Here is a 22,022-nt window from a genome sequence, read left to right as displayed (position 1 = left end):
CCAGCCTGACGAATCGCCATAATCTGGTTTTCTGTTGACTGTTCGCTGGTGGACACACGGCAATATGCAAATGTACGGCTCATAATCGCTCCCCTGATTGGTATCAAAAACGGTATCATAATTAACTGATGGTATCATAATGTCAATATGCTAATTTAATGACACCAATTTAAGGTAGGGTTTACTGGTGTCATAAAACGTTCGATTGTTGATACCATTCTGATCGCCACCTTCGGGTGAACCCGCATGATATTTGAGAAAGATTAAGTGTTCATTTTCTGCGCAGGCTAACGCTGCTTGATCGATATGACCATCTGTTGATGATATTTAGTGCAATAGAGCAGGGAAGATGTACGATCTTATAACGATGAGCCAGAAGGGAACTTCTGACTCTTGGCGTGATGGCTAGTTGATCGTGCAGTTATTACCTGAAGGTGAACCAATCAAAAGCATCATCTTGTCGCAGGTAATTACTGTTTTTTGCCCCTTTCGCAATTTTGCTGCTTTGCTTCTTTCTCCATCCTCCATGCTGAGCCGAACGGGCATAAATTGATTACCAGTTTGTAACTCGATAACGACATCATTTTTGAAGTCTTTTCGGATTTCTTGAATAGGCCCAGTTATCTCGATTTTTCGTCCACCTATTTTATTGTCAGCAGCTATTTCGTTCTCACTGTAAAGATTGCTCAGAGATTTGGCCGTAGTACGATAAATCAAAGTGTTACTAAGTGCTATCATCGCTTGTTCTGGCTCAGATACAAAGTTGTTGATAATCTGGCTCTTAAATTCAGGTTGTCTTAGCACATAGCGACCTAAATCGTCACAGCTATTGATCATTACTCCATCGTTTGTAGGGCCCCATCCATTCTTTTTCAGACGGCCTCCAACCCTAGAACCTAGTACTATTGAATTATGTACTTCACCATAACTTTCCGACTTCTTGTTCATACCGCTCGCCGCATCAGCGATGAGACTATCAGTATCATCATCGTTCATAGCCCCCATACAGCCTGCTATTACTAGACCCCTTATATAAGTAGCAACATTATGTTCATCTAATTTTGTACTGACATTTCCACCAACATTCGTATCAGCAAGCACGCAACCATAGACACTAAGTCCTAATATTACAGCAAAAATCTTTTTCAAAATCAGTCTCCTTACCAAAGTGAATAGAAGTATAACGGCACAATGTTTTGATATCTTTAATTACTTTAATAAATCAAAACCATGAAATAAATCCATAAAATTGATTAATGAGGTTATCATTTTTACTGAATGAATATTGTGTGAATTTTCACCCGCTATTGAGAGTTCAGGGGGAGACATGAGAGGTATAATGTTGATAGTAATCGGTATGTTGCTAGCTTTTAGTGCTTCAGCTGGTCGCATAACAATAAGTGGTCCCGAGCAATTAACAACGACGAGTGGTCGGACTCTCTGTGTTTATAGCAATAGCATTTACACGTTTACCTATATCACGAAGTCGAAACACTGTCCTTACACCAAGACTTTCGATACTAACGATAGTAATTGAATTTTTTAGATTTTATTGTGTTACAAACTGGGTACAGGCTGCGATATATTATAACCATTGCCTTGAGAACTCTGGTGTAAAGCTGAAAGAGCAGCCATTGGTAGTGGTTTTTTGTGTTTATGATAAATAAAAATCAACGAGTTAAGTGATTCGCATCAAGCTTAATTATGGCAAGCCTGAAATGATGATTCTCGACTCGATCATTGTAGAAGGTTATTCTCTACAGATTAGACATAACAAAAAGGAATAGTTGATATGGCTTCATCTGCATCTTCACTTCGCTATGCTCTCATCGCTCTTGCCGGAATTCTGGCGACACCCGCTGCCCTGGCGCATGCGCATCTGACACAACAAAGTCCTGCGGCTAATGCGCAGGTCACGGCATCACCCCAGGCATTGACGCTCAATTTTTCTGAAGGTGTCGAACCTGCATTCAGCGGAGCAACGCTGACAGGCCCGCAAAAAGAACAGATAAAAACGGGTAAGGCAACGCGTAATGAGCAGGATAAAACGCAACTGATTATTCCGCTCGTTCAGTCACTGGAAACAGGAAAATACACGGTCGATTGGCACGTTGTGTCAGTGGATGGGCACAAGACGAAAGGACAATATAGCTTTAGCGTGAAATAACCGATGCTGGCGTTTACCTGGGTTGCACTGCGTTTTATCCATTTTACCACGCTGATGCTGGTGTTTGGCTGTGCGCTCTATGGCGCATGGCTGGCTCCTGTTTCGCTCCGTCGTTTGATGATGCGTCGTTTCTTACATCTGCAACGCCACGCCGCGGCGTGGAGCTTTGTCAGTGCGACGCTGATGCTGGCGGTTCAGGGGGGATTAATGGGCGCGGGTTGGCAAGATGTCCTCTCCATCACCGTTTGGGGAGCCGTCCTGCAGACACAATTCGGGGGCGTCTGGCTGTGGCAAATTATCCTTGCGCTGGTCACACTGGCGGTGACCATTATCGTACCGCGCAGTATGCCGCGACGACTGCTAATGCTGACGATTGCTCAGTTTATTCTGCTGGCGGGCGTTGGGCATGCAACACTACACGATGGTGTAACGGGTACACTTCATCAGGTTAACCATGCGCTGCATCTGATATGCGCAGCTGCCTGGTTTGGCGGCTTGCTGCCGGTGCTCTACTGTATGAAAATGGCGCAAGGACGCTGGCGCGATCAAGCCATCAAGACCATGATGCGCTTCTCCCGCTATGGGCATCTTTTTGTGGTTGGCGTATTGCTTACCGGCATCATGAATGCACTGTTTATTGTCGGTTTTTCTGTTCCCTGGCATGCGGCTTATGGGAAACTGCTGTTGTTAAAATGTGCCCTGGTCATGCTAATGGTGGCGATTGCGCTGGTGAATCGGTATGTTCTTGTTCCACGTATGCAGCAGGATAATCGCTGCATGACCCTCTATTTTATTTGGATGACGAAGCTGGAATGGGGTATAGGCGCTGTTGTGCTGGCAATTGTCAGCCTGTTTGCAACCCTCGAACCGTTCTGATGGACTGGCAAAACGTATGAAAAAAATCATTATCTCTTTATTGCTACTGGCAAGTTCAGGAGCGGCACTGGCTGCGCCGCAGGTTATTACCGTCAGTCGTTTTGAGGTTGGCAAAGATAAATGGGCGTTTAATCGTGAAGAGGTGATGCTGACCTGCAGTCCGGGCAACGCGCTGTATGTCATCAACCCCAGCACGCTGGTGCAATACCCGCTGAATGATGTTGCCAGACAGCAGGTTGAGAGTGGTAAAACCACGGCAAAACCGATCGACATTATCCAGATCGACGATCCGGCTAAACCTGGCGAAAAAATGAGCCTTGCTCCGTTTATCGAGCGTGCAGAAAAGCTCTGTTAATTGTCAGATGTAGCGCTCTGATTTCCAATAAAAAACCGCAAGGATCTCACAGGAGAACTTGCGGTTTTTACATTGTAGCGAGTGACAATCACCCTTTTTTTCAGGCCACTTTAGTCGCGGACTGGAAAACCTGGCGCTGTCATCTATTCTTAAATGGCAGGGTAACTTAGCCTGCATTAATGCCAACTTTTAGCGCACGGCTCTCTCCCAAGAGCCATTTCCCTGGACCGAATACAGGAATCGTATTCGGTCTCTTTTTATGTCCCTTATAAACCAGCTAGTTATAGGACATAGCCCCGAAATACACGAAAGATCCTCTTCGTTCTCCGTAAGCTGTTACTACAATCTAAACATTTTCTTTCGCACATCCAAGTACTTTTCGGTCCTTTTTTCTGAGTATCGGCGTCTTTACTTACAACCTGCGTCCCGGTACACGGACTTATCGGATAAAGAGAAAATATAACATTGGTCGTGTTTTATCAGTTAAGATAGCCTCTTAACACATTAATAATTCTATTAATTCTGGATAAATTGAGTGTGATGCACTCAGGGAATGAGTTTAAAGGGTGCACGTTTAACTTTTAGTTATGGAGTTAGATTAAATGGAAAGAACGTATGAATGATTCAAGTGGCTATGTCTACATTCTGAAGAATGAAGCCTTTCAGAAAAGTCTCTTCAAAATAGGATTCACAAAGAACATGCCAGAACAGAGGGCTAAGCAGTTATTTAACGGGATGACAGGCGTACCGTTGCCCTTTGACGTTGTGATGGCCTGTCAGGTAGGTAACTATCAGGAGGCAGAGAGGAACGTCCACGCGCGTCTTAAACCTTATCGGGTCAATCGGCGAAGGGAATTTTTTGAACTGCCCATAGAAATTTGCAGTAAGGTAGTTTTGGATGAATGTAATAAAATCAATAAACATTTAGGTTTAAACTATACAAATCCAGTTATTTTAGAAAAAGAGGAAGAGACAGTTATTGAAATTGAAGAATATCATTGCTCGGGATTTATTCTGTCTATTAAAGACCTTCTTGAACAAGATAGCTACAATTCAACATTAACCGCCGATCAGAAAGATAGAATTGAGATATTAATGCTTGTTTTTGTTGATGTATTTCCTAATGATATTTCGAAGTGGTATGATGGATTTATGAAAGATCATAATTCAGAAAAAGAAATACAAATATGGGAAGCATTGGCTAAAGCTTTTTGTAAAGCAAAACGATATTATGAGTTCAATGAATATAAACAAGTTGTTTTTGATAGCTTGCTTCTCCGTACTATTAATAGAAAAGCATTTGTAATGAAGGTTATGGATTCTTCAAATGTACCGCGTGACCTTCTTTCGCGAATATTGGACTGCTATGAACTAAAACCGACACCGCTCGTTGTTGTTACCCCCAGAGGGAAAATGCTGAATGCCCAACTACATATAAATAAGTGAACATTTGCTGCGCAAACCCTACGGTACGGTACCTATTGCTGTTATTGCTAAACTTAAGGGTGAGCGAAACAAGAATGCAGAAGGTCATATGGGTCAGTCTGATAACGTCTACCAAAGGATAGAAGGAACAAACTGGCGTCACATCTGGGTCGTGGGGGATCTTCACGGCTGTTTTTCTATGCTGATGGATAAATTGCGCCAGTGTCGGTTTGATCCGTGGCGCGATCTGCTGGTTTCTGTCGGCGATGTTACCGATCGTGGGCCTGATAGTCTGCGCTGCCTACAGTTGCTTCGCCGGAACTGGATCGTGGCGGTCAGGGGGAATCACGAGCAAATGGCGCTGGATGCACTGGTGACGGGGGATCTGCAGTTGTGGTTTATGAATGGGGGCTCGTGGTTTTCGCACGCAGCACAACCCGCGGCAAGGTTTGCTCTTGAAGCCTGTCAGCAATTACCGTGGATTCTGGAACTGCATTGTCAGAATGGCGTACATGTGATTGCCCACGCTGATTACCCGGATGATGATTATCTGTGGCGAAAAGAGGTCGATTTACAACGGGTGTTGTGGGATCGTGCGCGATTAATGAATAAAGGCAGTGGAATTCATGGCGCAGATCACTTTTGGTTTGGCCATACGCCTCTGCGCCATCGGCTTGATCGCGATAATCTGCACTATATTGATACCGGCGCGGTATTTGGCGGCGAGCTAACGTTGGTACAGTTACAATAATTAGAAATCACTATATTCCTGAGCAGGGTGCCAGAAGCTGTCGATATAGTTTTCGGCAGGTAAGCATCCGCCGTTGCGAATACGCTGATCGTCCATCGAAATTAGGCACTGCTGTTCCGTATTGTAGACATCAACCACGATATCTTCACAACCGCCATCCAGGTAGCAAACAAAAAGAATCAGCGTGAACATTCCATCCTCAAATTGTGTTGCCGTATCAATAGTGTAGAAGAAATTGCAGTTAATGGGGCGAGGAGAAATACGTTAACGCGTCACTGTGTGTTCACTCGTGAAGGGCAGGGATGTTTCAGCGGGCAGTTCAAAAGATTGCAACCAGTGGGTAAATTTTCTTACCGCCTCATCTTGTCTGTCGTTCCATAGCAGAGAGTAGGTTCCGGTATCGATGGTCAAATCGCCAAATGGCGCAACCAGCCTTCCTGTTTTCAGGTGTTTTTCACAGAATAAATAGGGCATTACAACCAAGCCCAAACCATCTTCAGCCGCCTGCATTGCCGCAAACGTATGATCCAGCGTGATAATCTGGTTACTTTCATGATGATCATTTGGGAAATGGCTATGCCAGCGTTTCCAGAGATCGTTACGCGCACGAATTTGAATTTTTATATGATCGCCCAGTTGATCTGGCGAGACCAGCGGTCGGCTGTGCAGATACTGCTGGCTGCAAACCAGCAGGCTTGATTCCCGAAGAAATGGCACAGGTTTAAGTCCGGAAAAATGCGCCGGATCCCGGCGAATAGCGATATCAAAGGGAGAGGCAAAGCTAACGGGACCGATGCTGGTGGTGACATCGACGGTGAGTTCAGGGTGGATTTCATTCAGCTCAGCCAGTCTTGGCATTAGCCAGTGCATGGCGAATGTGGGTAAGCACTGGATGGTTAATCTTCCCGAAAAGGTGTTAGCGCGGACCTCTTTTTCTGCCTGCGCAAGTTCATCGAGTAACCGTGTTGCGACGCGGGAAAAGGTCTCACCGGCACTCGTCAGCCTGACAGATTTGTGTGCACGATAAAACAGTTGTACACCCAGTTGTTCTTCCAGTGTGCGGATGTGTCGGCTGACTGCTCCTGTGGTGATAAACAGTTCATCAGCAGCCGCACTGAAGCTGCTTCTGCGTGCAGCAGCTTCGAATGCCGGCAAATGGGGGAGCGAGAGTAATCGTGTCATTGGTTGAGTTTAACTCAACCAATGGACGCAATAAAGATCGTTTGTCAGCGTCTTCCCCTTGCTCATAACATGGCCCGCAACGCTCTGATTCACTATTGATATCCACTTTTTCTGCAGGCAATTTTAGTGAAAGCATTCAATTTGTTTTGCCTTGGCCGGGCGGGGACATGCCTGGGGACAATGGCTTTTGCTGGTGCACTTCCGGTAATACGCGATGAGTGGCATATCGACGCCGCCGCTGCGGGAACAATACAGACGGTATTTAGTATTTCAAACGCCTGTGCCTTATTTGCTGCCTCCTGGCTGTGTGACTATCTGGGGGCTCGCAAGGTGTATCTCATTTTCTCGTGGTTCGGTGTGTTCGCTTTATTGCTTTTCGCCTGTTTTGCCCGCTCTTACTCTTCCGCTCTGGTCATGATGGCCTTCGTCGGATTGACCCAGGGTGGGGCCTATACGCCAGCGATGATGTTGGCGATGGGTATGAACAGTGTGCCCAAACGAGGACTTGCCGTTGGGATGATCCTGGCCGCAGGTTCGTTTGGCTACCTGCTGTCGGTATTTATCTCCGCCTGGGGAGCATTGCGCTGGGGAGCGTCCTTTGCGTTCTATTTATGTGCCGCTGGCGCATTGGTTGGTGCGGTATCCGGTTCAGTGGCGTTATCCGGCTATCAGGAAGACATGCACAGGACGCAGAAGCAGGGGGGATCGGCAAAGCGCCATGTTCTGTCGGTTGGCGCAATACTGCTGATGGCGGGTTATATTGCGCATTGCTGGGAGTTACTGGGGAGCTGGGCATGGACCCCTAGCCTGGTGACGGGTGCGTTGCAAGCCTGGCAGATGGAGCCGATAACCACCGGATTGATCGTCGCCTGTGCCGTACATTTATCGGGGATGTTCTCGACGCTGATTGTAGGAGCAATCTCCGATTATTTTAATCGCGCAACGGTGTTGATCTTCATGGGCGCTGCCGGCGCGTTGAGTTCACTCCTGATGGGATTATCGGTTTCCTGGGGGGCGGGGTGGACGTTGCTGTTTGCGTTTATGGGGAGTTTCTTCATTCTTGGCGATTCGGGCGTTTTATCTGCCGCGATTGCCGATAATGTGCCTCAGGCAAAGCTGGGGAGTGTGATGGGATTGCGGTCGCTACTTGGATTTGGTGTGGGGTCTCTTGCGCCTTTGTCATTTGGTGTGGTGATGGATTCAACGCAAAGCTGGGAACTCGCTTATAGTGTGCTGGCTGCGGGGGGAACCATCGCTTTCTTCTGTGCCTGCGTACTTAGATTCAATGGTGTTAACGCCAATAAATAACCCGTCTGGCGACGGGTTCTTTTTGAATCAGGCAAAACGCATGACCCAGGCATCTGACTTACGATCGTAGTGCTCGCGGAATAGAACGGAATGTTCTCCATTGAGAAGGGCCGGGACGCTGGTATCGGCATCCCAGGCGTCCAGTTGCATACATAAATCCGGATCGGATTTACAAGGAATGGTTAACGTTCGGTCCCCCGGCGATTCGCCATGTAACTCGGCGTCGTCGATTTCAAAAGCGCCAATGCGCACACTGGTTTTCATCATCGTGCTCTCCGTTGATTTGCTGGTTGTGGTACGACCAGTTAGGCCGCCCATTTTTCAGCGTAGTCAACGTTAGCAAAAGCGCCAGTAAAAACGTGCGTTATCCCGTAAAGAGTTTACCATCCCGGACAAGATCGCGTGGATAACTGTTCTTCAACCGTGATCCGATCCGTTTTGCCAGTCCAATCGGCTGACGCTGGAACGTAACCAGTACATCGTCGGTTGTTGGTGAGGTTTGTGGGTAGACATCTCTGCCGCGATACCACTCTTCCGCTTCTTCAAGCGTCAGTTCAAACGCATTGCGGTGTTCTGGGTTAGCAAGGGCGATAACCGCCTCATGCTGCCAGCGGTAACCCTTATTGTGGGTTTCAGCGAGTTTAATCCCGAGGCGGGAAAAACGAACTTTACCAATCAGTGGTTCAATGTCTGTCGGGAATAACCAAATTTCTTTATCACGCTGCCAAAGGCGCAGATTGTCTTGCCACTGCAATCCACTGGCGGTAGCGGCCTGGGTGATTTGTGCGGCTTCCCGGCTTTTCAGCGGGCTGAAGGGGAAATTTCCCACCTTATATTTCGGCGCTGGCAGTGCAGGTATAGGGGCAGTTTTTCGCAAACGCGCGACAAAGAAGCCTTCACAGTCATAAATTTGCGGGAAGACATGCAGGAATCCCTCTGGTGTCAGGGCGCGTCCGGCCTCCGGGAATAAATCACCCAGTGGAAGAAATTCGACGGCGTCCGGGTAAGTCTCTATTAGCCACTGCATGATGGATTCATTTTCATCACGGTTAAGTGTGCAGGTGGAATAAACCAGTGTGCCGCCAGGGCGAAGGGCGTGGAAGGCGCTATCAAGCAGCTCGCGCTGGGTAACAGCAATGTCCAGATTGCTTTCGATGGACCAATTTTTTAGTGCATCGGGATCTTTACGCACGACGCCTTCGCCTGAGCACGGTGCGTCCAGGAGAATGGCATCAAACGTTTCTGGCAACGCGGCGCCAAACACGCGGCCATCAAAATGAGTGAGTGCGACGTTCGCAATCCCGCAACGACTGATATTGGCATGCAGAACTTTGACGCGGCTGGCAGAAAATTCATTTGCCAGAATTGCACCCTGATTATTCATTTTGGCGGCAATTTGTGTGGTTTTGGAGCCTGGCGCGGCGGCAACATCCATCACCCGCTCCGGGATATTGCCATCGGCAAATAACGCAGCAACAGGCAACATCGAACTGGCTTCCTGAATATAAAACAGGCCGCTTAAATGTTCAGCCGCACTGCCGAGCGGTACAGATTCTTCATCGTTGCGCTCAATCCAAAAGCCTTCAGCACACCAGGGAATCGGAGTGAGTGACCAGCCATAAAGCGCGGTTAAGTCGAGAAAATCAGCAACGGAGATTTTCAGCGTATTGACGCGGATGCTGCGGCGTAATGGGCGCTGGCAGGCTGCGAGAAAATCGTCAAAAGAGAGCGTGGAAGGCATTGCTTCACGCATTTGCGTCAGAAAGGCGTCAGGAAAATAAGCCACTTGGTACCACCGGCAAAAAAACAAGTGCGCAGTGTAGCATATACCCTCAATAATTCGAGTTACAGGACAACAACGCACCTACGTGAAGTATGACGAGGCTAACCGCTCCAGCGCGAGTACGCCGGAGCGGGGGAAAGATTAGCGTGGCAGGGCGGTTCCCCATTGACGCCATTCTTTCGGTTCACTCTCCAGCAGCAGGAAGTGTTTACCCGCCTGCGCTTTCGGCGCCAGTGGCGTACCCGGAGGGGTGGCGAAGGCAATACCGCCGCGAATGAACTGATTAAAGGTCCCGGTTTTCACCACGCCGCCGGTCAGGCCGAAGTCGAGATTGTAGCCGGACGCCAGCCAGAACACAGAGTTGTTACGCACCAGGTGCTGGTAGCGCTGACTGATGCGCATGGCCACCATCACGCGATCGGACAGTGAACCCAGCGTCAGACCCGTGACGGTCCCCACTTCAATACCTCTGAACAGAACCGGAGTACCGATATTGAGTGATCCCGCTTCTGGCGCCTCTACCACGATACTCAGACCATCAAGGTAACGTGAATCAGTAATCGTCGCTTCCTGCAGTTCAAAATCACGGCGCGGATTACCGCGTCCTGGTTCCACGTTAATGTATGGCTGTAAGATAGTATCCAGATGCTCTACACCTGCCGCTGAAATTTGTGGGGTAATTACCGAGAAGCGTGTACCGCTACGCGCAAACGTCTGGACATACTCCGGATACAACACCGCTTTCGCCTGAACTTCGTTACGGCTGGTGAGCAGTTCAAGGGTCTGGATCTGACCTATATCGATCCCCAGGTAGCGAATTGGCATCCCTTCGGCGAGTTTCCCGGCGTCAAACGCGTGCAGAGTAATCTGTCCTCCTACCGCACGTGCAGCGGTCTCTGACGCGTACAAAATACGCTTGTCGCCTTTACGCTGGCTGGCGCTGGCACCGCTCAGATTATCGAAGCTAATCGCCCCTTTTAGCGCGCGTGACAAGGGAGAGGCCTGTACGGTCAGGCCGCTGCCGTTAAGCTGAACTTTTGCGCCACCTTCAGCCCAGAACACGCTGTTGCTGGTTAACAGATTGCGGTATTCCGGTTTGATATGTAGATCGATATCAAATGCATCGGCACGAGGGCGTACGCTAATGACTTCACCGACGTCGAATTTGCGGTATAGCACCACCGACCCGGCCTGTACATCTGGTAGCGTCTCGGCGCTCAGGCTGACGGTGGTGGTGGGCAGATCGCTCAGGCTGTTCTCAATGGCTTTTTCGAGGTTTGCATACAGCGGATAGCTTTTTTTCATTTCACCTTTGGTACCGGGTAAAATGCGAATACCGCCGCTTATCCATTCGCTGGCGCTGGCGCCAAGGAACTCAACGCCATCAATGCCCACTTTGACATCCACTCGACTATTAACCACGAATTTGCTGTCACCTTGCACCAGGGCACGATGCTGCGGTTCGATAGCCACGATAAATGAAACGCCATCGCTTGATAGCTTCCGTTCGATAACCTGACCGACCTGCACGCCATGAAGGATCAGCGGCTGGCCGGCATCGATGCCGTAACTTTCCGGGGCGGTCAGCGTAAGCGTCATAACGCCGGGATCATGAAGCAGGGACTGTTCACCGGGGATCACCACAAACTGGCTACGTGGTTCACCTTCGCCGGGCACCAGTTCAAACGTTTTTCCTGTTAACAGCGAGCTTAGGCTCATATCGTTTAATGATAATTTGGGGCTTTGTAACTCAATGCGCGTGCCGTCGCGCAGTAGCGTGACAACGCTGGGGTCGACGGTCATTTCACCGGTGACTTTACCCCCTGGGTTCAAATCCAGTCTGGTCAGTTGACCGACTTCCAGGCCTTGATACATCAGCGGGGTTGATCCAGCCTTCAGTCCATCGCCGTTGGGTAGCGCCAGCTTGACAATCACGCCACGTTGACTGTGGGCGAGATCCTGATATAGCCCAAACGTATCGTCGGCGGCAGCAGGTTGCGAATCTTCTGGGGAGTCAAAGGCTATGGCGCCATTGACCAGCGCGGCCAGGCTTTCCAGTTTTACCTTTGCGCCGCTCAGGCTGACATCGGCATTCACCCCGGACACATTCCAGAAACGACTGCCTTTTTTCACCAGATTGGTAAAGCGACGCTCAATCAGGACATCGATGGTTACACCCTGATGATTGGGGTTGATGGTGTAGTCATAGACCCGGCCTACCGGGATCTTGCGGAAATAAACCAACGAGCCGCTGTTAAGGGAACCGAGGTCGGGAGCCTGCAGATGCAACATTAAATCGCCATTATTCAGCCGATATTTTGGCTGTGTGTCGAGCGCGACGAAATGATCTTCCGGTTCGCCGGTGCCCGGCATCATCCCGATATAGTTCCCGCCAACCAGCGCATCGAGGCCAGAAACGCCCGCCAGTGATGCCTTCGGCGTGACCAGCCAGAATTGCGTGTCTTTGCGCAAAGCATCCTTCATGGTGGACTTGATACTGACGCGAACTTCAATTTTGCGCAGATCTTTACTCAGGCTGATATCCTGCACGGTGCCAACTTCGACACCCTGATAGCGCACGGGAGTTCGGCCTGGCACAATGCCGTCCGCGGACATAAAGTCGATGGTCACGGTATTGCCACGATCTTCATAGCTGCCCCAGATGAGCCATCCAGCAATCATTAGCGCGATGAACGGCAGCAGCCAGAACGGAGAGATACGGCGTTTTGTTTTAATTTGCGCTTCAATCTGCGAAGCGGGCGTTTCCTGACTCATGTGCATCCCAAAGTAAGCGGCTGTCCAGCCATTCCACTGCAAGAATAGTCAATATTACCGCTGCACCGAAATAAAACGCAGCCGGTCCCATAGTAAAAGCAAGTATCTGATCGCGATTTATCAGTGACATTGTTAAGGCGATAACAAACAGGTCCAGCATCGACCAGCGACCAATCCAGGTCACCATACGGAGTAGCAGGATGCGGGTGCGTAATCCTTGTTCACATTTAAACTGGATGCTGAACAACAACGTAAACATCACAATCACTTTAGTGAATGGCACCAGGATACTGGCGATAAAAACAATGGCCGCTACGCCAACGTTGCTGTTCGCCAGGGACATGATACCGGTCAGAATAGTGTCTTCCTGACGGGCACCGTTAACGTAAATTACCGAGATGGGCAGCAGATTAGCAGGCAGCAACAGGACAATCGAGGCCAGCAGAGCTGCCCAGCACTTTTGGATGCTCTGATTTCTGCGCCAGCGTAATGGAATATGGCAACGGGGACAGCGGCCTCGGGCATCAGGATAACCTGTAAAGTGACAGCCGAGGCATACACGAAGCTGTCCGTCGGGGCGGCGTGCGGGCCTTTGTGGATAAAAACGTTCCCACAATTGCTCAACATTGAGGTGCGACAGCGTCAAAATGCTCAGGATCACCAGTGCGATAAAGGCATAGAGTCCCACTCCGGGCAGCAGAAAAGCGTAGTCCTGCACTTTGATCGAGGCGACGCCGATACCAACAAGATAGATATCAAGCATGACCCACTCTTTAAGCCTTTCCAGCATCAATAATACCGGGCGTAGGTTCATGCCGAGAATATTGCCAAACCACAGATAAGCGATTGATGACACGAGTATCACGGGAGCGCCAATGACGCAAAACATCACGAAGGATGCTGTTAGCGGATCGCCTTGCCGGGTCATCTGCCAGATGCCCTGTACTACATTCGCGTCAATGCGTATGCCTAATAAATAGATGTGCAGCAGCGGCTCTCCCCACGCAAAGGGCATCAGTAACAGCATGGTGAAAGCCATTGCCGCCAGTCGCGTTAACGACCAGTCACGGCCGTCACGAATTTTGGCCTGACAGCGTGGGCAGAATGCACTTTGGTGCGAACGCATTTTCGGCAAGCTAAACAGCAGGTCACATTCAGGGCATCGTTGGTAATGCGCACGGGGTAGCGCTTCACCAATGGACCTGATCGCTATTTTTTTAGTCGGCGTGATGCGTGGATAAGTAAGGGCCATGTATCGCGAATCAAAGTGTTGAAGTAATGTTATCTTAACCCATGATGGGAATGATCTTGAGCATTTACGCATTTAATGTTTATTTTAGTAGGCTGCAGTTTTAAGTAAGACAACTAAGTGATTACATAATGAACAAAATAGAGCTATACACGGATCTGAACCGTGATTTTCAGGCATTAATGGCAGGTGAAACCAGTTTTCTGGCAACGTTGGCGAATACCAGCGCGTTATTGTACGAACGTCTTGCAGAAGTGAACTGGGCAGGTTTTTACCTGCTTGAGAACACTACGCTGGTGCTCGGTCCCTTCCAGGGGAAAATCGCCTGCGTTCGCATCCCGGTAGGGCGCGGCGTGTGTGGTACTGCGGTGGCGCAGAACCAGGTTCAGCGTATAGAGGACGTGCATGCCTTTGATGGCCATATCGCTTGCGATGCTGCCAGCAATGCGGAAATCGTTCTGCCGATTACGGTTGAGAATCAAATTATCGGCGTGTTGGACATTGATAGCACAGCGTTTGGTCGCTTTACTGAAGAAGATGAACAGGGTCTGCGGACGCTTGTAGCACAGCTTGAAACCGTGCTTGCAACGACGGATTACAAAAAATTCTTTGCGACCGTCGCAGGATAATCAACGGATAACGTAGCAATTACTGATGACGTCATTATAATGACGCCTGTTCATGCCTGCGCTTGTTGGCTACGTCCGTTGTAATCAGGAAATTTCATGGAAAATCAACCTAAGTTGAATAGCAGTAAAGAAGTCATCGCGTTTCTGGCCGAACGCTTCCCGCAGTGTTTTAGTGCGGAAGGCGAAGCGCGCCCGCTGAAAATTGGCATTTTTCAGGATTTGGTAGAGCGTGTTGAGGGCGAAATGAACCTCAGTAAAACACAGCTCCGTTCGGCCTTACGTCTCTATACTTCAAGCTGGCGTTATCTGTACGGCGTTAAGCTGGGCGCAACGCGTGTCGATCTCGACGGCAACCCATGTGGTGAGCTGGATGAGCAACACGTTGAACATGCGCGTAAACAGCTTGAAGAAGCTAAAGCCCGCGTTCAGGCGCAACGTGCAGAGCAACAGGCGAAAAAACGCGAAGCGGCGGCCGCTGCTGGTGAAAAAGAAGACGCACCGCGTCGTGAGCGCAAGCCGCGTCCTGCACCGCGTCGTAAAGAAAGTGCTGAGCGTAAACCTCGCGCTGAAAAACCAGTGGCAAAAGCACCGCGTGCTCCTCGTGAAGAACAGCATACCCCAGTATCTGATATTTCAGTGCTGACGGTAGGGCAGTCTCTGAAGGTGAAAGCAGGTAATAATGCGATGGATGCCACCGTATTAGAAATCACCAAAGATGGCGTCCGTGTACAGCTGAATTCGGGTATGTCTTTGATTGTACGCGCAGAACACCTGGTGTTCTGAAACGGAGGCCAGGCCTGGCATGAACACTTTTTTTAGGCTTACTGCGTTAGCTGGTCTGCTTGCATTTGCAGGCCAGGCACTCGCTGTGGAAGACATCACGCGTGCCGATCAAATCCCCGTTTTAAAGGAAGAAACCCAGCATGCGACGGTGAGTGAACGTGTGACATCACGCTTTACGCGTTCACATTATCGCCAGTTCGATCTGGATCAGGCGTTTTCGGCAAAAATTTTTGACCGCTATCTGAATCTGCTCGACTACAGCCATAACGTGCTGTTGGCGAGCGATATCGAGCAGTTTGCCAAAAAGAAAACCGTCCTCGGTGATGAACTGCGTTCGGGCAAGCTCGATGTCTTTTACGATCTCTATAATCTGGCGCAAAAGCGCCGGTTTGAACGCTACCAGTACGCATTAAGCGTACTGGCTCGTCCAATGGATTTCACCGGTAACGACAACTTTAACCTCGATCGGAGTAAAGCTCCGTGGCCGAAAAGCGAAGCAGAGCTGAATGCGCTGTGGGACGGCAAGGTTAAATTTGACGAACTCAGCCTGAAGTTGACGGGTAAAACCGACGCTGAAATCCGTGAAACACTGACACGTCGTTACAAATTCGCCATCCGCCGGTTGGCACAGACAAACAGTGAAGATGTGTTCTCACTGGCGATGACCGCGTTTGCACGCGAAATCGATCCACATACTAACTACCTGTCTCCACGTAATACTGAGCAGTTCAATACTGAAATGAGCTTGTCTCTGGAAGGTATTGGCGCGGTTCTGCAAATGGATGATGACTACACCGTCATTAATTCCATGGTTGCAGGTGGCCCGGCAGCGAAGAGCAAAGCGATAAGCGTAGGCGATCGTATTGTTGGCGTCGGTCAGACCGGTAAAGGCATGGTCGATGTGATTGGCTGGCGTCTGGATGATGTTGTCGCGCTGATCAAAGGACCAAAAGGCAGCAAAGTTCGCCTTGAGATCCTGCCTGCGGGTAAGGGCACCAAGACACGTACAGTTACGCTGACGCGTGAGCGTATTCGTCTGGAAGACCGTGCCGTTAAAATGTCGGTAAAAACCGTTGGCAAAGAAAAAGTCGGCGTACTGGATATTCCTGGTTTCTATGTTGGCCTGACGGATGACGTCAAAGTTCAACTGCAGAAACTGGAAAAACAGAATGTCAGCAGCGTGATTATCGATCTGCGTACCAACGGTGGTGGCGCACTGACCGAAGCGGTCTCGCTTTCCGGTCTGTTTATCCCTTCTGGTCCGGTTGTCCAGGTTCGTGATAACAACGGCAAGGTGCGCGAAGACAGCGATACCGATGGCGTTGTTTACTACAAAGGCCCGCTGGTGGTGCTGGTTGACCGCTTCAGTGCCTCTGCATCAGAGATTTTTGCCGCAGCGATGCAGGATTACGGCCGTGCACTGATTGTCGGTGAACCGACGTTTGGTAAGGGTACCGTACAGCAGTATCGTTCTCTGAATCGTATTTACGATCAGATGCTGCGTCCGGAATGGCCGGCACTGGGTTCTGTTCAGTACACCATTCAGAAGTTCTACCGCGTTAATGGTGGCAGTACGCAGCGTAAGGGCGTAACGCCGGATATCATCATGCCAACAGGTAATGAAGAAACCGAAACCGGTGAGAAGTTCGAAGATAACGCGCTGCCGTGGGACAGCATTGATGCTGCAACCTACACCAAGTCCGATAACCTGACGCCGTTTGGGCCGGAATTGCTGAAAGAGCACAATGCACGTATTGCGAACGATCCTGAGTTCCAGTACATCATGAAAGACATTGCGCGTTTCAACGCAATGAAGGATAAGCGCAACATCGCCTCTTTGAATTACGCCCAGCGTGAGAAAGAGAATAACGAAGATGACGCAATGCGTCTGGCGCGTATCAACGATCGGTTTAAGCGAGAAGGTAAGCCGTTGCTGAAGAAACTGGACGATCTGCCGAAGGATTACCAGGAGCCAGATCCGTATCTGGATGAAACGGTGAAAATCGCGCTCGACCTGGCGCATCTTGAAAAAGAAAAGCCAGCGGAACAGCCCGCGACCAGTCAATAACGTCAAACAGGCACAAGAAATTGTGCCTGTTTTTTTAACAAGCGCATGAAGTCGTCAGTCTGATACGATAAAATGTAAAGTTGTGTCTTTCTGGTGACTTAGCACCTATGCATGCTTGAAAATAGCCGTAAGACCCATACGATATGGGTAATCGCATAGTGCGTTTTGTTAAATTGAGGTTAAAAGAAAATTATGATGCGAATCGCGCTCTTCCTGCTGACGAACCTGGCTGTGATGGTCGTTTTCGGGCTGGTATTGAGCCTGACAGGGATTCAGTCAAGCAGCGTTCAAGGCTTGTTAATCATGGCACTGCTGTTTGGTTTTGGTGGTTCCTTCATTTCGCTGCTGATGTCCAAATGGATGGCGTTAAAGTCCGTTGGTGGAGAAGTTATTGAGCAGCCGCGTAATGAGAGAGAACGCTGGCTGATGAATACGGTAGCGACTCAGGCTCGTCAGGCCGGAATTGCAATGCCGCAGGTCGCTATCTATCACGCGCCTGATATTAACGCGTTTGCTACCGGCGCACGCCGGGATGCTTCGCTGGTAGCGGTTAGTACTGGCCTGCTGCAAAACATGAGCCCGGATGAAGCTGAAGCTGTTATTGCGCATGAAATTAGCCACATTGCCAATGGTGATATGGTTACCATGACGCTGATTCAGGGGGTAGTGAACACCTTTGTTATCTTCATTTCGCGTATTCTTGCGCAAATTGCCGCTGGTTTTATGGGCGGGAACCGCGATGAAGGTGAGGAAAGTAACGGTAACCCATTAATCTATTTTGCCGTGGCGACGGTGCTGGAACTGGTGTTCGGTATTCTGGCGAGCATTATTACCATGTGGTTCTCACGCCATCGTGAATTCCATGCGGATGCCGGTTCTGCAAAACTGGTTGGTCGTGAGAAGATGATTGCCGCATTGCAGCGTCTGAAAACCAGTTATGAGCCGCAGGAAGCGACCAGCATGATGGCGTTCTGCATCAACGGTAAATCCAAATCGTTGAGTGAGCTGTTTATGACTCACCCACCTTTGGATAAACGCATTGAAGCGCTGCGTAGTGGTGAATACCTGAAGTAATCCGTGGTAAACGAAAAAGAGAAAGCGCGTCGAAAGACGCGCTTTTTTTATGCCTTAATCCGGGGCTGGGTTATGCGTAATCCGCTAACAATAGCCGCAACAGTTGCCAGGATGCCTGCAGTAATCAGCGAGACGTGCGTACCGCTGTCGCCAAATTGGTTTAGCATCAATGCAACCAGTGCTGCCCCGGTACTTTGTCCAAGCAAGCGTGCCGTTCCCAGCATCCCGCTCGCACCGCCACTGCGTTCACGCGGCGCGGAGGTAATGATGGTGTGGTTATTCGGTGACTGGAACAGGCCAAAACCCGCACCGCATAAAATCATCGGCCAGATGATATTAAAATCAGAAGGCGTTGCAGGCAGTAGCACCAGCGAGAATAACCCGCTTGCCATGACGGCCATACCCAGCGCACCTAAAAGACCCGCATGAACGCGTTCAATCAGATAACCAGCCAGAGGTGCCATGACCATGGTTGCGAGTGGCCATGGGGTCAGTAGTAGTCCTGTTTCGACTTCGCTACGACCCAGTACGGTTTGCAAAAAGAAGGGCAGGGAAACCATCGCCAACATTTGCGCGCTGAATGAACAGATTGACGTGCAAATCGAGAGCGAAAACAGCGGAATGCGCAGCAGGTCAACCGGTAATAACGGTACCGGTAGTGCGAGCTGGCGACGGATAAAGAAAAAACCTACCACGATGAGACCTACGAGCTCAGCACCAATTAACTTAAGCGATTGCCCTTGTGCAAAACCACTTAGTGCGGTGATTAGCAAACCGAACGTTAGTGCATTCATTACCGCGCTGGGCAGATCAAAACGTGGCTTATTGTTACGCGGTGTATTAGGTGGCAGGAAGCGCATGGCCAGCAGCAACGCGATAATCCCCAGTGGAACGTTAATCAGAAACAACCATTTCCACGAGGCAATCGAAAGGATCGCTGCCGCAATAGTCGGGCCTGCTGCTGAGGAAACCGCCACGATAAAGGAGTTGATCCCCATGCCTCGCCCAAGCTGGCGCTGCGGATAAATCAGGCGAATGAGTGCTGTATTCACGCTCATCAATGCCGCGCCGCCGAAACCCTGAGCCACTCGCGCCAGTGTGAGCATGTGCAGCGAATCGGAGAGGGCACAGAAGAGTGATGCGAGCAGAAATACCACCAGTCCGCACTTGTATATGCGTCGGTAGCCAAACATATCACCCAAAAATGAGAGAGACAGGAGTGATACGACAATCGCGATTTGGTAGGCGTTAACGACCCAGATTGAGCTGGCTGCGGAGGCCTGAAGATCGGTGGCAATCGTCGGCAGGGCAACGTTAGCAATTGCGCCGTCCAGTACTGCCATAGAGATGCCAATAACAATGGTTAAAATTGCACCATATCGCTGGGGCAATGGCAGGCCATCGGCCTGAATTTTTTCCATAGGAAGTCAATTTTGTCGGAAATTATGATGAGAATAATAATTTTAGCATTGATATTCAGGCGTTAGGTCGCAGATTTGTAACTAAGTGAGCAAAGACAGATTGCGGCGGTTGGTACGTGAAATTATAATAAAAACCGGTTCTGATTTTTATAAAACACTCGCAATGAGGTGGTAAATGGCTATCGCAGATCTGGATAAACAACCCGATTCTGTATCTTCTGTGCTGAAGGTTTTTGGCATCCTGCAGGCGCTGGGTGAAGAGCGCGAAATTGGTATTACCGAATTGTCACAACGCGTCATGATGTCGAAAAGCACCGTTTATCGCTTTTTGCAGACCATGAAAACGCTGGGTTATGTGGCACAAGAAGGCGAGTCTGAGAAATATTCCCTGACCCTGAAACTATTTGAGCTGGGCGCACGTGCATTACAGAACGTTGATCTGATCCGTAGCGCTGACATCCAGATGCGCGAACTTTCGCGTCTGACCAAAGAAACAGTACATCTTGGTGCGCTGGATGAAGACAGCATTGTCTACATCCATAAAATTGACTCGATGTACAATTTGCGCATGTATTCCCGCGTAGGTCGTCGTAATCCGCTGTACAGTACCGCTATTGGTAAAGTACTGCTGGCATGGCGTGACCGCGATGAAGTGAAACAAATTCTGGATGGTATTGAGTACAAACGCAGTACAGATCGTACAATCACGAACACCGATGAATTACTGGCATTGCTGGACAAAGTCCGTGAGCAGGGCTATGGCGAAGACAACGAAGAGCAGGAAGAAGGACTGCGCTGCATCGGTGTACCGGTATTTGATCGTTTCGGCGTGGTTATTGCGGGTTTGAGTATCTCATTCCCGACGCTGCGTTTTTCTGAAGAACGTTTGCACGAATATGTCGAAATGCTGCACACCGCAGCGCGTAAGATTTCAGAGCAAATGGGTTACAACGATTACCCGTTCTGATTTTAACGCGTTGCGAAGCGCAAAAAACCCGATACAGCGTATCGGGTTTTTTTACGACCTGCCGTCGTAGCCGGAGCAAATAACGTACTGACTTTTTGCTGCTATATTAACCGTTATCGATAACTACGGTGCTTTTCCTCAACAGGGGACAATCTGACAGGCCAATGATGCCGCTGTTGGTATGGACGTATTGCGCGGTGCTGGTCCCGCGGGCGGTCAGATATTGACATTGCAGGCCCAGACCTGCTGCAGTCTCCTTACTTCCTATCAAAACGCCGTAGCCACTCAGTAATAAACCGATCCAAACCAGAGCGAGCAACACAATAGCGCGGATAATCAGACGCATTACAACCTCTTATCTTTTCTCGTTATTCTTAGATTAGCCTGTACACGGGATGAAACAAGTGAATCATTCCTAAAAACATTTAATGCCGTTACAGTTAACTTAGGGTTTAGGTAACTCATGATAATTTATCAACATAAGCTGTAGGTTTGTAGAGTGGAGTTGGAGTGAAAAAAATTCGATGGGTGGTCCTGATAGTTGTCGTGCTGGTATGCATGCTGATGTGGGCGCAGGTGTTCAACATCATGTGCGATCAGGACGTACAATTTTTCAGCGGAATTTGCGCCATCAATAAATTTATTCCCTGGTAAGCGCATTTCAGTAACAGTTGATTACCTTCTTGTGCGGCAATGGTAAACTACGCTGTCTACATTGAGGTGGTGAAATGAACGAAGTTTTGAATTCTGGCGCGTTGAGTTTTGCGTCTTTAGCGGTATCGGTGGTGGTTCTGGTAATCGGGCTTGTATTGTGGTTTTTCATCAATCGGGCAAGTTCGCGTACTAACGAGCAGATTGAACTGCTTGAGGCGTTGTTGGATCAGCAAAAACGACAGAACGCATTGCTCCGTCGTCTTTGTGAAGCTAACGAACCGGAAAAAGCAGAAGAGCCTGCTGCGGTGCAAACTCAGGATGAAGATGATGACATCATTCGCCTGGTAGCCGAACGGTAGTAAACAGAAAGACAGGGTGAGAGTCTGTAGATGCTATTCTCAGATGCTTCATCCTGTCGTCAACGATATCAGATTATTTTCTTCTGCAACAATCCAGTAATTACTGCGCTGGCACACGTGGAACCTGCGCTTTTCCAGATGCTCTGACCAATTAATATCTTATCTCTGGTTCGACATAAATATAATTATCCATAGA

General features: G+C 49.3%; 24 protein-coding genes. 14 read left to right on the top strand and 10 right to left on the bottom strand.

Going from position 1 to position 22,022, the window contains the following annotated elements; genetic code table 11:
* On the bottom strand, positions 1 to 83 hold an 83-nt coding region (locus NNO02_RS23765), incomplete at its 3' end, for a recombinase family protein (protein ID WP_333908932.1).
* A 322-nt stretch (positions 84 to 405) separates the two neighbouring features.
* Positions 406 to 1,149: an OB-fold protein gene (locus NNO02_RS18040; RefSeq protein WP_271442811.1), complete on the bottom strand. Its 744-nt coding sequence runs from the start codon at positions 1,147 to 1,149 to the stop codon at positions 406 to 408.
* 178 nt (positions 1,150 to 1,327) lie between these two features.
* Here NNO02_RS18040 and NNO02_RS18035 point away from each other — a divergent pair, with 178 nt between their 5' ends.
* The 6 genes from NNO02_RS18035 (at position 1,328) to pphA (ending at position 5,574) form a co-directional block, all read left to right on the top strand.
* Positions 1,328 to 1,537, top strand: a complete 210-nt coding sequence (locus tag NNO02_RS18035; RefSeq protein WP_271455419.1) for a hypothetical protein — start codon at positions 1,328 to 1,330, stop codon at positions 1,535 to 1,537.
* A gap of 255 nt (positions 1,538 to 1,792) precedes the next feature.
* Positions 1,793 to 2,167: a CopC domain-containing protein YobA gene (yobA, locus tag NNO02_RS18030; protein WP_271450097.1), complete on the top strand. Its 375-nt coding sequence runs from the start codon at positions 1,793 to 1,795 to the stop codon at positions 2,165 to 2,167.
* A 3-nt stretch (positions 2,168 to 2,170) separates the two neighbouring features.
* Positions 2,171 to 3,043, top strand: coding sequence for a copper homeostasis membrane protein CopD (copD, locus tag NNO02_RS18025; RefSeq protein ID WP_271450098.1), 873 nt, complete (start codon positions 2,171 to 2,173; stop codon positions 3,041 to 3,043).
* A 16-nt stretch (positions 3,044 to 3,059) separates the two neighbouring features.
* Entirely contained in the window at positions 3,060 to 3,398 is a 339-nt protein-coding gene (locus tag NNO02_RS18020; RefSeq protein WP_271455418.1) for a YebY family protein, read from the top strand.
* Between the two features lie 615 nt (positions 3,399 to 4,013).
* Positions 4,014 to 4,844, top strand: coding sequence for a GIY-YIG nuclease family protein (locus NNO02_RS18015; RefSeq protein ID WP_271455417.1), 831 nt, complete (start codon positions 4,014 to 4,016; stop codon positions 4,842 to 4,844).
* 88 nt (positions 4,845 to 4,932) lie between these two features.
* Positions 4,933 to 5,574 (top strand): protein-serine/threonine phosphatase, encoded by a 642-nt coding sequence (gene pphA / locus NNO02_RS18010; RefSeq protein ID WP_271442562.1) that lies wholly within the window; start codon positions 4,933 to 4,935, stop codon positions 5,572 to 5,574.
* On the opposite strand, the gene NNO02_RS18005 is transcribed toward pphA, so the two are convergent.
* Positions 5,575 to 5,766 carry a YebW family protein gene (locus NNO02_RS18005; protein WP_271442561.1) on the bottom strand — a complete coding sequence of 64 codons (192 nt, stop codon included), beginning with the start codon at positions 5,764 to 5,766 and terminating at the stop codon, positions 5,575 to 5,577.
* A 72-nt stretch (positions 5,767 to 5,838) separates the two neighbouring features.
* Positions 5,839 to 6,756, bottom strand: a complete 918-nt coding sequence (locus NNO02_RS18000) for a LysR substrate-binding domain-containing protein (RefSeq protein ID WP_271455416.1) — start codon at positions 6,754 to 6,756, stop codon at positions 5,839 to 5,841.
* A 126-nt stretch (positions 6,757 to 6,882) separates the two neighbouring features.
* On the opposite strand from NNO02_RS18000, the gene NNO02_RS17995 reads away from it, so the two are divergent.
* Complete coding sequence (locus NNO02_RS17995) at positions 6,883 to 8,064, top strand: MFS transporter (RefSeq protein ID WP_271455415.1); 1,182 nt, start codon at positions 6,883 to 6,885, stop codon at positions 8,062 to 8,064.
* A 27-nt stretch (positions 8,065 to 8,091) separates the two neighbouring features.
* Here the strand turns inward: NNO02_RS17995 and NNO02_RS17990 are convergent, their stop codons facing one another.
* From NNO02_RS17990 to yebS, 4 genes are all read right to left on the bottom strand, one after another.
* Positions 8,092 to 8,328, bottom strand: coding sequence for a YebV family protein (locus tag NNO02_RS17990; RefSeq protein WP_101742234.1), 237 nt, complete (start codon positions 8,326 to 8,328; stop codon positions 8,092 to 8,094).
* A gap of 100 nt (positions 8,329 to 8,428) precedes the next feature.
* Entirely contained in the window at positions 8,429 to 9,850 is a 1,422-nt protein-coding gene (rsmF, locus tag NNO02_RS17985; protein WP_271455414.1) for a 16S rRNA (cytosine(1407)-C(5))-methyltransferase RsmF, read from the bottom strand.
* A gap of 138 nt (positions 9,851 to 9,988) precedes the next feature.
* Positions 9,989 to 12,622, bottom strand: coding sequence for a PqiB family protein (locus NNO02_RS17980; protein WP_271455413.1), 2,634 nt, complete (start codon positions 12,620 to 12,622; stop codon positions 9,989 to 9,991).
* Positions 12,591 to 13,874, bottom strand: coding sequence for a membrane integrity lipid transport subunit YebS (yebS, locus tag NNO02_RS17975; RefSeq protein ID WP_271450101.1), 1,284 nt, complete (start codon positions 13,872 to 13,874; stop codon positions 12,591 to 12,593). The genes NNO02_RS17980 and yebS overlap by 32 nt, the downstream gene beginning before the upstream one ends.
* A 128-nt stretch (positions 13,875 to 14,002) precedes the next feature.
* Here yebS and NNO02_RS17970 point away from each other — a divergent pair, with 128 nt between their 5' ends.
* The 4 genes from NNO02_RS17970 (at position 14,003) to htpX (ending at position 18,425) form a co-directional block, all read left to right on the top strand.
* Positions 14,003 to 14,500 (top strand): GAF domain-containing protein, encoded by a 498-nt coding sequence (locus tag NNO02_RS17970; protein ID WP_048211393.1) that lies wholly within the window; start codon positions 14,003 to 14,005, stop codon positions 14,498 to 14,500.
* Between the two features lie 96 nt (positions 14,501 to 14,596).
* Positions 14,597 to 15,283 carry an RNA chaperone ProQ gene (gene proQ, locus NNO02_RS17965; protein ID WP_137381595.1) on the top strand — a complete coding sequence of 229 codons (687 nt, stop codon included), beginning with the start codon at positions 14,597 to 14,599 and terminating at the stop codon, positions 15,281 to 15,283.
* 19 nt (positions 15,284 to 15,302) lie between these two features.
* Positions 15,303 to 17,351: a carboxy terminal-processing peptidase gene (gene prc, locus NNO02_RS17960; RefSeq protein WP_271442556.1), complete on the top strand. Its 2,049-nt coding sequence runs from the start codon at positions 15,303 to 15,305 to the stop codon at positions 17,349 to 17,351.
* A gap of 192 nt (positions 17,352 to 17,543) precedes the next feature.
* Entirely contained in the window at positions 17,544 to 18,425 is an 882-nt protein-coding gene (htpX, locus tag NNO02_RS17955) for a protease HtpX (RefSeq protein WP_271450102.1), read from the top strand.
* 47 nt (positions 18,426 to 18,472) lie between these two features.
* Here htpX and NNO02_RS17950 read toward each other — a convergent pair whose 3' ends face one another.
* On the bottom strand, positions 18,473 to 19,846 hold the full coding sequence (locus NNO02_RS17950) for an MFS transporter (RefSeq protein ID WP_271442554.1): 1,374 nt from the start codon (positions 19,844 to 19,846) through the stop codon (positions 18,473 to 18,475).
* 175 nt (positions 19,847 to 20,021) lie between these two features.
* Between NNO02_RS17950 and kdgR the strand changes: the two genes are divergently transcribed.
* The gene (gene kdgR, locus NNO02_RS17945) at positions 20,022 to 20,813 is read left to right on the top strand and encodes a DNA-binding transcriptional regulator KdgR (RefSeq protein ID WP_271455412.1); all 792 of its coding nucleotides are present in this window, start codon (positions 20,022 to 20,024) and stop codon (positions 20,811 to 20,813) included.
* A 106-nt stretch (positions 20,814 to 20,919) separates the two neighbouring features.
* Here the strand turns inward: kdgR and NNO02_RS17940 are convergent, their stop codons facing one another.
* Entirely contained in the window at positions 20,920 to 21,159 is a 240-nt protein-coding gene (locus NNO02_RS17940) for a YobH family protein (protein WP_061068061.1), read from the bottom strand.
* 164 nt (positions 21,160 to 21,323) lie between these two features.
* Here NNO02_RS17940 and mgrB point away from each other — a divergent pair, with 164 nt between their 5' ends.
* Both mgrB and NNO02_RS17930 read left to right on the top strand, forming a co-directional pair.
* Positions 21,324 to 21,467: a PhoP/PhoQ regulator MgrB gene (mgrB, locus tag NNO02_RS17935; protein WP_202038431.1), complete on the top strand. Its 144-nt coding sequence runs from the start codon at positions 21,324 to 21,326 to the stop codon at positions 21,465 to 21,467.
* A 74-nt stretch (positions 21,468 to 21,541) separates the two neighbouring features.
* Positions 21,542 to 21,826 carry a YebO family protein gene (locus tag NNO02_RS17930; protein ID WP_271442553.1) on the top strand — a complete coding sequence of 95 codons (285 nt, stop codon included), beginning with the start codon at positions 21,542 to 21,544 and terminating at the stop codon, positions 21,824 to 21,826.
* Positions 21,827 to 22,022: the final 196 nt, after the last annotated feature.

It is taken from the genome of Citrobacter sp. Awk 2 (assembly GCF_028069815.1).
In the GTDB taxonomy this organism is placed as follows: domain Bacteria; phylum Pseudomonadota; class Gammaproteobacteria; order Enterobacterales; family Enterobacteriaceae; genus Citrobacter.
The sequence above is the reverse complement of the archived record's forward strand: the minus strand, read 5'-3'. Positions and strand labels throughout refer to the sequence as shown.